The following is a 16,237-nucleotide window of genomic DNA, read 5'->3' on the forward strand; positions in this document are numbered from 1 at the left end:
CATACATATCACTTTTGTTTTCGTTTGTTTTCTTGGAGAATTTTGGAGATAACTTTTAAAGGTAACAAAGGTAACAGTTTTTTCAGTGAACAGTAAACAATCATCAGTAAACAGTATCGTGGTTTGTCATATACTCTGTCCATTTCCAAATTTTTCGTTCCCTCCGCTCGCGCAGACGTCCCGTCTGTGTGTTGCATGTCAACAAGACACGGACTGGAAGTCCGCGCCAGCGGGTTAACTTTTCAGTTAACAGTAAACGGTAAGCAGGCATTAGTTTACAGCTCGTGACTCGTATCTCGTCTACTTGTATCTCGTGTCTCTTTTACTCGTAACTGCTTTAATCAATACTTCAAAGAACAGCTATAAGCTAAAGGCTAACAGCTCCTACCTATAGATAAAGTTTTATGTAATAATAAAGAAATTGTGAGTTATTATTATCTATAAAATAACTATTCCAACAAACCATTCAATATATCTTCAGAAACAGTAAAAGCCGTACCATGCCGCACGCCCACAGGGAAAACAATAGAATCGGAAACATCCTCCCATACTTTCATATCCTTCGACCTTACCGCTCCATATTTATGATCCCTGTATTTATCAAAATACACATAAACATATTCTCCAACTGATAACGGCGCAGGTCCTTCGGCCCAATAGTCTCCTGTAATAGGTTCTGACACCGTAACAGGAAAGCCGTAAGGCTTATCATTGGATACTACACGGATATTCTTCTCCGCCGGACTTGAATTTTCATTCTTTATAAAAAGATAGTAAAGCCCTTCCCTATCCAATATGGCACCGTCAATCACACTGAACCCCGGTTCAAAGAACAGTTTGGTATCGCTGAAGGTTTTGAAATCTTTAGTCGTTACATAATATTGCCTGTGATTTAATCCCTTTTCACTTTCAGAAGTAGGTAAATCCGGAAACACACCCGGTATAGTCGAGGCCCAGAAGATATAGAAAGTCCTGTCTTTCTTATCATAGAATAGTTCCGGCGCCCATGTGTTCTTCGTTCCTTCAAACTTTTCCATAACCGGAATATTCGTCTGTCGCGACCATGTTTTCAAATCTTTGGACGATGCATAGCCAATACCCTGATCCCACCAACCCGAAGTCCATACCATGTGGAAGGTACCTTCTTCGTCCCGAACGATACTGGGGTCACGCATCAGCTTGTCTTTTCCAATTTCAGGTTTCAGGTAAATGGAATCGTTATTCAATGCTTCCCATTTCATCCCGTCTTTGCTATATGCCAAATGCAGGCCGTCTCCATTTCCCTTGAAATACGAGAATAAATACACAGATTTTGCATCCTCGGCTTCTGCCGTTCTTTGCTTTCCTCCACAAGAGAAAAGAAGTACCGGTAATAAAATAAGGTTAATTAATGTCTTCATTCTTTCTCTGTCCTTTTTTGTTCTTTAACCGAATTATTGTTGTATAAAGTTATTCAATTATAGATATTTTTTCATATTGCCGGTTTATATTCAGAGCAAGCCTCATCATCATTCCTTCCATACAGAGACTCCCGCCGCAGGAATATCCTTACCGCCAATCACATATTTTGTGGTTGCGGGCAAAGGCAGCGAATATATTTTGTCCGCGTAATTCACTGCGATTCCAAAGCCGTCACGATATTCGATATGCAATCCCGCAGGCAAATCCGCTAATGGAATATTCAAAACGCCATACAGTTTTTTCAAAACAGCCTTTTCCATCTCCCCCTTTTGAGAATCCACCCCTACATAAGTAACCGTGCCTTTACCCAAACGATGAAATACTATTGCAGGACTTCCTTCATAAAAATCGCCCTCATATGTAGCCCATGTGTCAGTATTTGCTTCGGGAACCAATATTTCGCCCCAGCTTGTCCAGTCATATTTCCGGCCGTCGAATGCTATCCGGTCGGGAGTCCGGGGTTGCAGCAAATCGTAAAAATCAATCTTTGCTCCTATCAAAGAATAGATAGGTTCGCCAAAAGGAGCCTCAAACAATTGTCCGTTGCGTGATTTATGACCAGTGCGGCTCGTTAAAACCAGATTTCCACCTTGCTCCACATAGTTCCGCCAACGTTGCACCAATTCCCTGTCCAGCATCTCATATGCGGGAGCGATCATTACATTATATTCCGAAAAGTCGTTTCGTTCATCTATAAAATCGACAGGCGCCCCGAAGTTTTTCAATGCATTATAATACTTGTCTATATGCTTTTCAGTATCCCATTCGGTTGTCTGCCTGTTACGCTGTATTTCCCATGTATTCTCATGGTTATAAAGAATAGCGGTACGGCGTTTCTCATAACTGTCCGGATTTTTTGTACTACCCTTATATTCCCTGCGCAGTTGTGCGATCTCCTTTATAAACCGGGAATATTCTAGTCCGCTTTTTGTAGGTGTCACACCATCCGGGCCAACAATACCATAGTGATAAAGTTCCGTTCCGTATATCGGCTGACGGTAGCGGTAAGTACAAGTAAATTTGCTCCCTCCCGCAAATACATGCCACAACCACAGCCTGACTGCTCCGGGCAACGGTTGCGAATTTATCCTGCCCCAGTTCACTTGTCCGGGTTGCAGTTCCATCACGCCATACACCCCGTCTATAGTGCGGAAAAAGTCATTCGCCTTTGCTATTCTTTCCACCGGCCCTAAACGATAACCTTTGCGCCCGATACCATAATCTTCACCGAACACCATATAGCGGGTATAGGAGTGGAAGTCCAGCTCATTGCTTTTCCTCAGATGTCCGTCACTATATTCGGGAATGTAGTTAGTAGTAATCCATTGTTGAGGATTCGCATATTTACGTATAAGCACCGCCTGCTCATCCAGAAAACCAGCCATTTCGTCTGTTGTAAAACGATGGTAGTCGAGTATTTGATGGGAATTCATAAACATCTGTGATAAACGGGGAATGTTTATCTCCGAAAAACCAGAATATACCTGGCTCCAGAATGCTGTGCCCCAGGCCTTATTTACGGCGTCTATTGTCTTATATTTAGCCTTCACATAATCGCGGAACCGTTGCTGCGCGTCCTTCCCGTAATCCTGTGCCGGACGTGGTTCGTTGTCGAGCTGCCAACCCATTATACGTTTGTCATCCCCATAATGCTGCGCCAGTTTCTCTATCATCTTCATCGAATATTCCCGATAGAAGTTATTTGAAACCGAGGGGTGCTGGCGTGCGCCGTGATCCATCTTCGTACCGTCCTCATGTTCTATCAGCACATCAGGATACCGGCGTACAAGCCATACGGGAGGGGTAGCCGTGGATGTACACATAATCACTTTCAAGCCGTTTCTGCCGGCAATATCCACCGCCCTGTCGAGCCATGCAAAATCATACACACCTTCTTCCGGTTCAAGCTGCGCCCATGCAAATTCGGCATAATGCACAAAATCGAAGCCGAGCTCCTTTATTTGTTTCAGGTCGCGCTCCCATTGCGATTCGTCCCAATGTTCCGGATAATAATAAGTTCCTACTATCGTAAGGTCTTTCGGATTAAACCTGTCCGGATTTTGGGCTGTGAGGCCAAGTCCTAAAAGCAAAAGGAAGGTCAATAAAAACGTCTTCTTCATGGTTGTATTTTTCTTAATTCTTTTATTGTTACAGGGCCTAATAGTCCCGACGGAACAGGGTTCCACGTATCGAAACGCACATCTTTATAAGTGATGCTCACAAAGTTGATTTCCCGGAATATGCGCCATTCGATACCCCGCTTATCAAAATCGGCAATACGGTTGGCAGGCAGGTTGGTAACTTCGATCTCCAGTGTATTCTCGCCGTTGACAAGCAACTGTCCGATATTTGTTTCGAATGGCACGGCGAACAGCGTACCTGCATCCTTCCCGTTAACACGCACCCTTGCACTTTCACGGACATCACCCAGGCACAAACGGTATTCTTCATTCGCAGGCTTCTTAAAATTAAATTTCATCGTGTAGCGGGCAGTGCCCATATTCCTTTTAAGATTGTTATTGCCAAGTTCGGTCCATGAGCCTAACGTATGTAATTTGAAAGTTTCATCAATGGCCGGCTCACTTTCTACGAAGTTCATCTCCCATCCGTCTTTCAGTTCCGTTTGATTTCCTGCCGGTTGGTAATAATTCCAACTATCCGTTGTTATTTTGGTGTTAGTAAATGTTTTCAGGATAATGGATTCCCCCGGTTGCAACTGCATGTAAACTTCTGTTTTTCCATTCCGCTTTCTTATAGCCGCCTTGCCCTTTTGGCCCGTCATCGGATCAAAGAACATAGCACTTTCTGCATCTACACCCAAAGTCACCCAGTCATCTACACGTTTATTTTTCAGCATAGTAAAGAAATAGTGGTATCCGGTAGCATTCTTGCGGCGAATGAGTTGCCCGCCAAGTTCAGACACAAATATTTCTTTGTCTGCCCCGCATGCCGGTAATATTTCCCCATAGTCATTTCCGGTAATAATTTTCCCTTTACCGGATACATTCACAGAAACTTTACCGAATGAATCTATATCCGGAAATAATTTCATTACCGAAGTAAACTTTGCTCTCCTCTCTTCCAGATTAGATAATCCCGGAACATCGGAAGGATACTGTTCGGCGAAAATAACCGTAGCGCCTTGTTCCGCCAGTTTCTGAATCCGGGCCAATGTTTCAAGCGGGATCAGTTTTGCTGCCGGAAGTATAAGGGCTTTATAAGTGGTTCCACCTTCAGTCTTCAACAATCCGTTTTCTATGGTGGTTGTTTGTATAAAACGATCCGAAATATAGTCCAGATCATAGCCATTAGCCATTATTTGTTCCACAGCCCCGCAAAAATCAGGAAGACGGTCGCGCATTCCATGTATGGCAAAGGTGGTAAAATATTTTCCGCGTTGCCCTTCCCAAATATCATACATTGGCAAATACAATAAGAAGTCGTTATCCGGAGCTCCTTCCTGTAAAAACGACTGTATTCTTGTGATATAACTAAAAAACGCAGGGGCATCACGCCAGATGGAATTTGTCGGGGACATATCCACCGAAGCGTAAAATTTCCAGCCCGGCCAAGCTGCATCTTCAGGTGAATAAGTAGAACCATGAAAGTACACATGGTTTACACCTGATGTAAACATCTGGTCGATCTCCGGCTTACATTGCGATAAGGATGTGCGGAAATGCTCTGTCAGCCAGGTAAATGTTTCGGATGAAGTGTATTTTTTACCTGTTATATGTGCAGCCGAAGACGCATATTTCAGTGTGGTAGGATCTCCATCGTTCTCTTTCCGTATAGAATCTTTACGCAGATAAGGAATATCAAAATCTGTTATACCGAAAGATTCACATTCGGGAATATCTACCGCGGCATATAAATCCAGCAAGTTCGCAGGTGACCCATGAGCCTGATTCTTTGTAGTCGTATTATGTAAATGCGCCCATGTAGTCCATGCCTGAGTAAAGTTTTCCCGCAATATGTCGCCGACAGTTTCACGATAATCGCAAATGACACGTGCCGAAATACCTGTCGCTCCATCCCCCAGTAATTCGGGAAAATAGTCCTGTAGTTTATATCCACGCCTGCGCTCGAACTGATCAAGTAGATCCGGTGTCCAATCCCCGCCATATACTTCGTACGAATCGTTGAAGAAGCTATGCGGAAATGATATTTTATTATCGGAGAAAGCCTTGTCAAACTTGCCGAAATAGCGTTGTACCGCATCTGCATCGAAATGGTTAAGGACATAACCCTGTCCGCCGGGCGCGGCACGTTTTACCTGCTGGAATGTTTTTCCTATAAACAGAGCGACCAGGTTGTAATTATCGCCGGCAGGCGCTATCCATATCAGTTTTCCGTCAGAGCCTACTTTATCTGTTATATCCAGTTTTTCTCCTTTTGAAGAATAAGCGATCAGTTTGCTCAGATAAGCAACTTCTTTTTGCTTATCATCCTTTACCTGAACAGATTCTTTAAGTTCCTGTCCTCCTTTTAGTTCATATTGCTGAAAAATCGCTTTGGTTGCAGCATCTTCAATTGTAATTTCAGGCCCTCCGAACGGCCATCCCGTGCCCATATTCATATCTACCGCCATCCCCAAACGGCTGGCTTCCGATTCGGTAAAAGCTAACATTTGCATCCATTTTGGAGTCAGATAATCGATATAATGACTTTCACGGCCCTTAACTCCATAGATAGGGGTGATTTCCACCCCCCCGATTCCGGCCCTGCCCATCTCCTCCAGATTATAAGTCAGATTCACAGAATCGACATCGCTCCCCATCCACCACCAGCGGGTCCACGGCTTTGCTTCTTTTGTTACTTCGGGCCAGTCCGTTATGCCTTTATCCTGAGTACAGTTGATGAATGTTATCAGTAGTATAACTGCTAATAATAGTTTTTTCATGTTATTATCTTATAATATTTTTCAACTCATCCGGAGCATCTGTCGTATGTGTATTGATACGCTCTCCTTCATTCCTCACCAAATACTCTATTACAGACAGTTGCACTGACTTTTCGGGTACAAAATGAATTGTGTTCATATAGTTTATTATCGAGTAATACAGCTGTCTTGCCACAATACGTCTATCTGGTTCAGTTGTAATATCGGCGCTGCATACCATCATCTTGCCATTCCCCACATTGGCTTCAAACAATGTACCTAATTTACGGTTGATAAACCAGGTATCGATAGGCTGAATGATCGGCTGAAAACCGGCAGGAAAATTATTCATCTCCATCACCTGCCCTTTTTGCACTAGCTCCCACCACTGCAATCCGGTATAGAAGTCTGTAGGAAAATCTTTAAATACAGGATGATAATTATTTATCAATGAGCCTTCTGTATGTGGCGGGCGCATTTTAAACCATGAAGTATTCCAGAACGAAGGGGTCATATATTGTACGACGTCTTTGCCCTGTTCTACTTTTCCGGCTAAAAGCAGGAGGACTTTGCCTCCCTTGTCCAATACGCTTTTTGTTTGTCCGTCTATCCGGTTGGTTATGTATATATCCGAAGTATCCGCTTCCGGTAACTGTGCCGGATATACCCAGAAATCCCAGTTATTGGAAATATCCGTACAATCGAACGATATTTCAAGATTTAGTTTTTGTGCTTTATCGATTGATTGAAGCGCAAAAGAGACTGTGCCCAACTGCTGACAGTTGCCTATCTGAATATCTTTAGGCGAAAGTTGTCCTTTTGCCAGTATTTTCCCGTAAGTATCCGTTATACGCCATTTGACCGATTGTTGTCTCAATACATTTTCTCCAAAATGAGCGACCTCGATACGGGCGGTCATTGTCTCGTCATTTTTAAATGTAAATTTATCCATGCGGGACAATAAGACGGTAGGCGCACAAAACTTACGGAATTCGTCGGCATCAATATATCCTTTTTCTTCCCAGAAAGCATTTAATACACCAACCAGAGCGGTACCCTGCCCCGAGTAATCATTCAGGCTTAATAACTGAAATCCTGCATATTCGGGTGTACGCAATGTCTTTTCTATTTCATGTTTATAGCATAATGCCTGTAATTTGCCCGAAGCCATCAGAAAATCATAGGCCAAATCTCCCATGTGCCTGTCGGCCAAATCTTCACGGAATAATTCAAAATTACGGGCACGCATTACCCCTGTATATTTCTTTATCTCCGAAAAGTCGGGAAATACACACCATTGCCCTGTTTCGTGCGATACATAGGGCTGTTTTACCGTGTCTATACGTGACAAATAATCCGATTCCGATTCCGGTTGATTATCCCATGCAAGCCCTCTGGCTCCCGCTTTCACATGGAACTGATTGTGAGGCTGCCAAGCCCAGCTATTCCCCACCGAAGCACCTGTATAAACACGTCTCGTATCCGCTTCTTTCCAATAATCGACAAATTTACTTACCCATGGCACCCAACGCCCCCGGGGTTCATTGCCAATAGCAAACATGCAGAATGAGGGATAATTGCCATATTGCTTCACTATACGTTCAGCCTCTTTCCACAGATAATCATCTACAGGACGGCCGTCGCCTAAAGACGAACCATGATTAGGCCAGCTGGGTCCTTCAGGTTGCAAATAAAAGCCGACTAAATCAGCTGCTTCCATTGCTGCTTCAGGGGGACAAAATGAATGGAAACGCATATGATTAAGCCCGAAACTACGGCAAATACGGAAAATCCTTTCCCAAGAATCCACATCCATAGGAGCATAGCCTGTAAGGGGAAAAACACAATTTTCGACAGTTCCGCGAAGCATGGTTTTCTGACCATTTACATAAAAGTATTTCCCCTCTATCATAAACTCACGCATACCAAAGCGGACTTCTTTTGTATCTGTTCCTTTCGACGTCTTCAATGATACTGATAATTTATACAGGTTGGGATGAAACTCATTCCAGGTAAGCATTTCATCACCCATAAATAATTCCAGTTCTACCTTTGTAGACTGACTTTTAGCCGTATAATTTTGCAGAACCGGCTCTACCGTATGTACTTTCTCTCCATTGTAGCTTTGCGCCTTAAGTGTTATCTGCCCCGATGCCCGGCCTGCAATGGTGAGTCTTACCAGTGCTTTTTTATTCTTCAGGTCGGGATATAGCTGTACATCCTCTATATATGTAACTGAAGTGGATTGCAGTTCCAGTTTGCCGACTATTCCGTTCCAGTTTCCTTGTGTCTGGTCGGTTATACTGTGTGAATCTTTACCTACATCAATATCTTTTGTACGATTATCAATGCGTAAAGTAATAGTATTACTTCCTGCTTTGAGGAAGCCACTGATGTCAAAAACATGAGGAACAGAAAGAGAATTATCCGTACCTACTTCTTTTTCATTGATCCAAAGGCGGGATTCTGTATGCGGACGCTCCAAAAATAAGACGATCCGTTCTCCCTTCCAATCTGCCGGAATAATCACATCTTTCTGATACCACGCCGCACCGACATAGTATTTTACAGGAGTGAGCCAAAACGGAAGTTTAAGATTGTCCGGTTTACGGAACTTTTCTAACCTCGGATTGAAGAAAAACGAACTGTCGTATATACTGGCTGTCCATTGCGTAGTGAGCGTGACATCGTCCCCTTTGTAATTTTCGGTCATGGAACCGGGCAGATGGATATTATCGTTTAGTTTTTTACTAAACCATTTTTCTTTCTCCCCTATATCAGACCTGTCTACCTGAAACCGCCACTGTCCTTCTATGCTTATTGTTTTATTCTGAGCCTGAGATGTCAGGCAAATTAATAAAAATAGTGTATTGAGTAATATGGAAATGTATTTCATGGTTTTTCCCCGGTTTTATATTTTAAGGTAATTTCATATTATTACATGATACAAAAATACCGTTTAAGGGCATAAACAGGTATGTAATTTCATTCAAATACCTATATATTTTGACAAAATCAGGATAAATATGGCGGATGCATAATAATAGTATTAACCGGAGTAAGAGAAAATTTACATTCAACTACAAACTAAAAATTACCATCCATATCTATTTTTTTAGAGATTAATTTCCTTAAAAAGAATAATTATTATACTTTTGCACCTACAAAAAAGACTCCGTAGCTCAGTTGGTAGAGCAATTGACTCTTAATCAATGGGTCGAGGGTTCGAGCCCCTCCGGGGTCACTTTTAAAAACTTTGTAAGACGTTGTGATCAAGCCGATTGCAGCGTTTTCTTTTTCACAGGGATAGTAACAGGGAATAGAGTCAATTAAGCACAAGCAAAAAAACACTATTAATCAACCACATACACTTTGACAAATTTATTTTTGTAACTTAGTTGCAACTTAATTGTGCCGGTAAAGCATGGGACTCGCATTAATGGAAAGTCTATTTATAAATATATTAAGGAATGTCCTGTTATAAATAAGGCACTCAATATACTTAGCCGCTTGTCAGTGATAGCCGGCTAATTAATATAGAACAGAGATAAAATTATGGTAGAAAAACCTTTAGTAAATAAGGATTATATATTACAGAAATTTGAAGGAAAGGGAGGATGGACCTACGCTGAAATAACCGAAATCCCGATGCCCAAGACGGCTTTCGGAATGATGAAAGTAATGGGAAAGATAGATAATTATAAATTTTCCAATGTCCGTTTATTACCTCTTGGTAACGGGCATTTATTTTTAGCCGTCAATTCGGAATTAAGAAGAAAAATCAAAAAGCAAAGCGGCGACATTGTACATATTGTTCTATATGAAGATAATATACCTGCCGAAATTCCCGAAGAGTTAATTTTATGTATGAAGTATGAAGAGGGTATCTTCGAAAAATTCGAAACATACAGTGATGGCGGGAAAAAAGCGTTTATAGATTGGATATATTCGGCAAAAACAGAGCAAACAAAAGCAGAACGTATTGCCAAGACAATGATAATGATACAAAACGGAGAAAGGTTCTATGATAAAGTAAAGCAGCAGCAAAAGTAATTGTACCGCATTATTTTCTCTTCCTCACATCCTTTTCCTCAAACTCACAAATAGCCTTCACCCACTCATCTTTCAAAGGCATTGTATTTTTACTTGCCAGGTCATAAGTTACCATTGTAGAATTGCAGACACATTTTACCTCTTCAGTTTCTGTATCGATTAGAATCTGGCGTAGGTCGAAGCTCTTGGTTCCGATAGCCGTTACAGCAGTACGAACTGCTATATTGTCTGTACTGAAAATTTGGCTTTTAAACATAACCTCCAGATATACAACAATAATCGCTTCTTTTTCCCAGTCAACATTCGGGCAGACCGAACTAAAATAATCCGTTTTGGCCGTGTCATAAAAGTTTAGATATACAGCATTATTTACATGCCCGAATTTGTCAACATCATTGAAACGAATTTGAAGCGGTAAGGTGTGCTTATATACTATTTCTTCCATAAATATTTAAGTAAATTTACGGACACAAAGTTATAACATTTCGATAAAATATATAATTCTAAGCAACTAGAATTTAAAAGCAATCATATATTATTGAAAATGCAACCTTGTTATGAAATCTATATTTAGACCTTATCTTATTTAAGTTTTACCACATAAATATGATTGAAGTAATTGATTGTAGTTAATACCAATAATCAGCCGATATCAGGTCTATAGAGGATCGTCCGCGTCAATACAAATTAACCCGGACGATTTCCTGTTTTTAAATTCTGTTCCGCCTCATCGATAGCCGCTTATTAGCCTTATTATACGAACCGACTATCAACTAAGCCGGAGTCCCGGAAGAAAAGCATCTTAATATCCTTTATTTTGTGACCAATTGGTATTAGTATTCAGAATATATTTTGGAACAGGGAAGATACGGCGATAAAGTTCCGTTTTGGCACTCGGATTGATAATATGCTTATAACCCCAGTCATTTTCAAACTTACCGAAACGGATCAGATCATTACGGCGCCAGTTCTCATCGGCAAATTCACGGGCACGTTCATCCAAAAGCTCATCCAGTGTCGGATTCCGGGTAACTTTCGGAGCATGAACATAATCCCGGATCTGATTCATCAGAGACATGGGCGTATCCCCGTTAGTAGCGGTAGCTCCACGTAAAACAGCTTCTGCTTTCATTAACAAGACATCTGCAAAGCGGAAAATAGGTACATCATTACTTTGGTTACGACTCTGAGAAGCTGTCGTTTTCAGGTCCATATAGAATTTGATGGAACGATAACCCTGCGAACGGCCTCCATGAGCTGTATTGTCCACCGGCATAGTTTCATCCAATTTATTCAATGTGATATTTTTCGTCAATGTCACCTGCTTTCCGTCAACCACCCAGGGTGTAGAAGTTGCTTTGTAAGTGCTCGCAGAACGCACATATAATGGTCCGCCGATAATCTGTTCGTTACGATCATCTCCCGCCAGATTAAATTTGTCTACAAATTCGGAGTTAATCGCAAAACAACCGCCTACACTACTCGGCAAATCCACGCCATAGAATTCCTTGTTTCCATTACGGTGTGTCCAAAAGCGGGCGTATGTCATACCTTGCTGAGTTTCGCGATCGAAAGGCATGGCATAAATGAAGTCTTTGATATGTGCCCCGTTTTCCGAATTAAATTTAGACATATAGCTATCTGTCAGGTCAAATTTACCGGAAGTAATAATGTCGTCACAGAATTTCACCACATCACTTAGCTTATTATTCGCCATTGCGGGAGTATAGGTAGCCACATCGCCGCAAGTATAAACGGCCCAGTTCAGATAGAGCTTTGCCAACAGGGCATCGGCCATCCAGCGGGTAGGCTTTCCATACGTAGAGATATCAACATTCGTAGACAACAGATCGATAACAGCCAACAATTCCGATTCTATGAACTGAGCTATATCAGCACGGGGTGAGCGGTCTATCGCTTCGTCTTCCGCCAATATACGATTCAGCAAAGGTACATCACCATAGCTATCCATCAATACCCAGAGATAATAGGCACGGACAGCACGGATAGGCGCGGTTACAGCAGCCTCATCCCCTCCCATTTCTGCAATCAGTCCATTACAGGTTGTAATGCCCTGGGTGAAATTTTCCCAATAACCGATTGTAGCATCATCCGGCGTCCAGTTATGCAAAGCCATGTGATTATAACGGCCATTGTCGTAATAATCAGAACCATTAAAAGAAAAAGACATAGTTTCGTCTGAAGACAAAGTCTGAGCGTGATTATAATCACGTCCCAACGGGCCGCGCATAGCAAAATAAGCATTGGCCGCTTTTGCTTCCGCAGCAATCTCCGAATCAGGAAATTCTGTATACTGTGATTTAATATCTACATCGAGATCCGTACAGCTTGCTGCTAAAACCAGCAGAGCAACTGTCATGAATGATTTTATATATTTAACTTTCATATTCATAGTATTTTAGAAATTGACATTAACTCCGAACATAAAGGTACGCGTACGCGGGTAAGTCTGACGATTGTCGATACCCGGTTCTATACCACCCAGATTCACCTCCGGATCAAGACCTTTGTAACCTGTAATAGTAAATACATTGTTGCAGGTGGCATAAACGCGAAGTCCTTTGATATAATCATTCATACGGCCAAAGTTATATCCCAGGGTAAGGGATGACAGGCGTACATAGCTACCATTTTCCAAATAGCGATCAGATGGAGCATGAGAGTTGTTATCAGTTACCGGATTCTCATCTGCGATAGAAGCCAATACATTTTTCCCGGCCGTCACGTTACCGATATTGCTCAGGTAAGCGCGCGAAGCATTCAGTATTTTGTTACCGAATACACCCTGAAAGAATGCGGTCATTGTCCAGTTTTTATAAGTGAACGTATTGCTCCATCCTGCATTCAGTTTCGGTTGTGCCGAACCTGCTTTAGCACGGTCATCGTATAAAGGCTTGCTGGTAGTCACATACTCTCCGGTTTCATTATCGATATAGCGTCCGTCCTCCTGTTTCGTTACTTTACCTTCAAAACCTCCCTGATCTTTATAGATTTCAGTCAGGCTGCTTTCACTATATACATAAAAATTTGAAACTCCATCTTTAACTCCCGCCCATTTCCAAAGGTAGAACTGGCCGATAGGAAAGCCTTCCATCACACGTTGGTTGGTTGCAGTCGCAAAACCTCCGGCATCAACATTCGCTTTGTCGAAATAGTCGACAGAATACATGCTATTGGATAATTTAACGACCTTATTTTTATTGTGGGAAAGATTCAATGACGTTTCCCAGCTAAAGTCATTTGTTTTCACGGGCATTGCATTGATCGTTAACTCAATACCTTTATTACTGATTTCACCAACGTTAGTAGTCAGCCAGTTATATTGGTACTTGGTCGTGGAAACTGCATAATCGGCAATAAGATCTTTTGTACGCTTATCATAGTACTCGATAGTACCACCCAGACGGTTATTGAAGAAACCAAAGTCTAAACCTACATTGAACATGCCTGTACGTTCCCATTTCAAGTCCGGATTAGCATTGCGGGTAGCACCAAGTATATGGATCTGCTCTGATTCACCCGTCGAGGTCAAATGGTCGTACCAGCCTGTCGCACCGTAAATCTGGGTAGCAGTAAATACATCAAAACCTAATGAATTACCACTTACACCATAACCCATACGCAATTTTAAATCGTCAAATATATTCAGGTTCCTGATGAATCCTTCTTCTGAAAGACGCCATGCCAAAGAAACGGAAGGAAAAGTCGCCCATCGGTTGTTATTACCGAAAGCAGATGAGCCGTCACGACGAACAGTTGCCTGGAATAAATATTTGCTGGCGTAAGAGTAATTGACACGGCCGTAGAATGAAATCATGCGCAGAGTAGAAAGCGCCCAGCCTCCAAGACCATTCTTATCTATCTTATTTGCCATACCCATATTGTGGTAAGTCAAATCATCGTTATAATAATTATAAGTTGTCAATTGGAAACCATCGTTATCATTGGATTCTTCCCAAGAGTAACCGCCCATTAAACCAAATTTATGAACATCTTTGAATGTTTTGTCGTAGTTCAGGTATGTTTCAAAAACTTTCTTTTTATTGGTTACGGAAGAGCGTTCGGCCTTACCCTCCATACCGTTAGCAATCAATGACTTGGTAGAGTTATAATTACTATAGATATTTTGTTCGTTCTGATAGGCCAGACTTAAATTATAGACCAAGCCATCTATGAGTTTCAACGAAGCCTTACCGTTTCCCTGAATACGTTTGCTTTCCGTGTCATAGATATTTTCATTGATCAAAGCCACCGGATTATAGTTCTGAGAGATACCGCTATTTTCGTACCAACTGCCGTTATCATTGCGAACGGGCACCAACGGAGAATAATAATACATGGCATCCAATACGCTCTTTCCCTGAGTATCCATCGGGACGGTGTGATTGTTCGTTACACTGGCATTGACATTGAATGACAGGGTCAGACGGTCCTTCAAGCCTTTGGACTGAATAAACGCACGCCCAATCAGGCGATCCATATCTGTACCTTTAATCACCCCCTGACGTTCCATATAATTGATACTGGTATTGTAAGAAGTCTGTTCCGTACCTCCACTGATAGAGACATTATGGTTGTGGCTGACACCTGTGCGTTGTACTTCATCCTGCCATTTGGTATCGGCGCCTAAATCGTTAACCAGCTCGATACCTCCCGATTGTGCATAACTGCGAAGTTGCGCGGCATTCATCACATCATAATTCTTCATCACATTATCCACTGCTACATATGCACTGTAACTGATATTTGTATGTCCGGCCTTACCTTTCTTGGTAGTCACTATAATAACACCATTAGCCGCTTTCGAGCCATAGATCGCGGTTGCCGTAGCATCACGAAGAACGTCTATACTTTCAATATCGTCCGGCGAGATCAGAGATAAAGACATTCCAGGGATACCATCAATTACATAGTAAGGTTCCATCGCTGCCCCTGTACGTAAGGTGGAAGCGCCACGTAATGTGATAGAAGGAGTAGCATTCGGGTTACTGCTTTGGGTAATCGTCAGCCCGGGAACTTTACCTTGCAACAACTGGGAAGGATCTGAATAAACACCTACATTCAGCTTGTCAGCGCTTACCGTAGTGATGGAACTGGTCACATCTTTACGCGTCATAACACCATAACCAACCACCACCACTTCATCGAGAGTTTTGGCGTCTTCTTCCAAAGTAATGTTGATCACATTCTGGCTGACTTTTACTTCTTGTTTGGTAAAGCCAATGAAGGAAAATATGAGGGTTTGCCCTCTTTCCGCTTCTATTGTATATTTACCGTCTACGTCAGTAATATAACCGATTGTAGTACCTGCCACTAGTACATTGGCGCCTGCCAGCGGTTCACCTGTCTTATCGGTCACTATACCGGTCACCTTGTTCTGGGCAAATGCCAAGGTACTACTTAGCAAGAGCACAACAAAGAGCATTCCTCGTGTAAATGTTCTTTTTCTTTTTATTTGCACATTCAGCATAAAATAAAGTTTTAGTTAGAAATTCAGTTCTTATTTTCCTATGTATTTATAAGTACTGTACCAATTGTAGAAATATAATTTACCTGCTTACAGGTATCTTCTCAAAAGTTACAATACGAATCACGGTTATTTGATCAGCTATTTATTGAAGAAAAAGACAAACAGATTTTACATTACTCTTTATATAAAGCAGTGTAAAAGGGATACAGCAATCTTACTGTCCTCCATAATAAGTGTCAATCGGAGGGAGAAACGAAAATGTCTTTGCTTCCATAGTATTCCAGATTTTAATTACGGCAAATTTAAGTCAACAAAAGAAGACGCAGGGGGAAAATGATGCAAAAGAAGAG

At 41.8% G+C, this 16,237-nt stretch carries 8 protein-coding genes and 1 tRNA gene; 2 read left to right on the plus strand and 7 right to left on the minus strand.

Translation table 11 applies throughout. From position 1 onward, the window contains the following. Positions 1–449: 449 nt before the first annotated feature. From ACFO6W_RS11360 to ACFO6W_RS11375, 4 genes are all read right to left on the minus strand, one after another. The gene (locus ACFO6W_RS11360) at positions 450–1,400 is read right to left on the minus strand and encodes a glycoside hydrolase family 43 protein (RefSeq protein ID WP_379996464.1); all 951 of its coding nucleotides are present in this window, start codon (positions 1,398–1,400) and stop codon (positions 450–452) included. A 108-nt stretch (positions 1,401–1,508) separates the two neighbouring features. Beyond that, positions 1,509–3,581, minus strand: coding sequence for a beta-galactosidase (locus ACFO6W_RS11365; RefSeq protein WP_379996466.1), 2,073 nt, complete (start codon positions 3,579–3,581; stop codon positions 1,509–1,511). After that, positions 3,578–6,364 (minus strand): alpha-L-rhamnosidase, encoded by a 2,787-nt coding sequence (locus ACFO6W_RS11370; RefSeq protein WP_379996468.1) that lies wholly within the window; start codon positions 6,362–6,364, stop codon positions 3,578–3,580. The genes ACFO6W_RS11365 and ACFO6W_RS11370 overlap by 4 nt, the downstream gene beginning before the upstream one ends. Positions 6,365–6,368: 4 nt before the next feature. Next, positions 6,369–9,239, minus strand: a complete 2,871-nt coding sequence (locus tag ACFO6W_RS11375) for an exo-beta-1,4-galactosidase (protein WP_379996470.1) — start codon at positions 9,237–9,239, stop codon at positions 6,369–6,371. A gap of 275 nt (positions 9,240–9,514) precedes the next feature. Between ACFO6W_RS11375 and ACFO6W_RS11380 the strand changes: the two genes are divergently transcribed. Both ACFO6W_RS11380 and ACFO6W_RS11385 read left to right on the plus strand, forming a co-directional pair. Further along, positions 9,515–9,587 (plus strand) — tRNA-Lys (locus ACFO6W_RS11380). Positions 9,588–9,898: 311 nt separating this feature from the next. After that, on the plus strand, positions 9,899–10,396 hold the full coding sequence (locus tag ACFO6W_RS11385; protein ID WP_379996472.1) for a YdeI/OmpD-associated family protein: 498 nt from the start codon (positions 9,899–9,901) through the stop codon (positions 10,394–10,396). A gap of 10 nt (positions 10,397–10,406) precedes the next feature. Here the strand turns inward: ACFO6W_RS11385 and ACFO6W_RS11390 are convergent, their stop codons facing one another. The 3 genes from ACFO6W_RS11390 to ACFO6W_RS11400 form a co-directional block, all read right to left on the minus strand. Then, the gene (locus ACFO6W_RS11390) at positions 10,407–10,841 is read right to left on the minus strand and encodes an acyl-CoA thioesterase (protein WP_379996474.1); all 435 of its coding nucleotides are present in this window, start codon (positions 10,839–10,841) and stop codon (positions 10,407–10,409) included. Between the two features lie 357 nt (positions 10,842–11,198). Further along, positions 11,199–12,803: a RagB/SusD family nutrient uptake outer membrane protein gene (locus ACFO6W_RS11395; protein WP_379996476.1), complete on the minus strand. Its 1,605-nt coding sequence runs from the start codon at positions 12,801–12,803 to the stop codon at positions 11,199–11,201. Between the two features lie 12 nt (positions 12,804–12,815). Then, the gene (locus ACFO6W_RS11400; RefSeq protein WP_379996479.1) at positions 12,816–15,887 is read right to left on the minus strand and encodes a SusC/RagA family TonB-linked outer membrane protein; all 3,072 of its coding nucleotides are present in this window, start codon (positions 15,885–15,887) and stop codon (positions 12,816–12,818) included. Between the last annotated feature and the right edge of the window lie 350 nt (positions 15,888–16,237).

It is taken from the genome of Dysgonomonas termitidis, from assembly GCF_042654545.1.
GTDB classification, from domain to species: Bacteria; Bacteroidota; Bacteroidia; order Bacteroidales; family Dysgonomonadaceae; genus Dysgonomonas; species Dysgonomonas termitidis.

Coding starts and splice junctions, on each gene's coding strand:
- ACFO6W_RS11400 (WP_379996479.1), bottom strand. CDS start 15,887: ATGCTGAATGTGCAAATAAAAAGAAAAAGAACATTTACACGAGGAATG.
- ACFO6W_RS11370 (WP_379996468.1), bottom strand. CDS start 6,364: ATGAAAAAACTATTATTAGCAGTTATACTACTGATAACATTCATCAAC.
- ACFO6W_RS11360 (WP_379996464.1), bottom strand. CDS start 1,400: ATGAAGACATTAATTAACCTTATTTTATTACCGGTACTTCTTTTCTCT.
- ACFO6W_RS11395 (WP_379996476.1), bottom strand. CDS start 12,803: ATGAAAGTTAAATATATAAAATCATTCATGACAGTTGCTCTGCTGGTT.
- ACFO6W_RS11365 (WP_379996466.1), bottom strand. CDS start 3,581: ATGAAGAAGACGTTTTTATTGACCTTCCTTTTGCTTTTAGGACTTGGC.
- ACFO6W_RS11375 (WP_379996470.1), bottom strand. CDS start 9,239: ATGAAATACATTTCCATATTACTCAATACACTATTTTTATTAATTTGC.
- ACFO6W_RS11385 (WP_379996472.1), top strand. CDS start 9,899: ATGGTAGAAAAACCTTTAGTAAATAAGGATTATATATTACAGAAATTT.
- ACFO6W_RS11390 (WP_379996474.1), bottom strand. CDS start 10,841: ATGGAAGAAATAGTATATAAGCACACCTTACCGCTTCAAATTCGTTTC.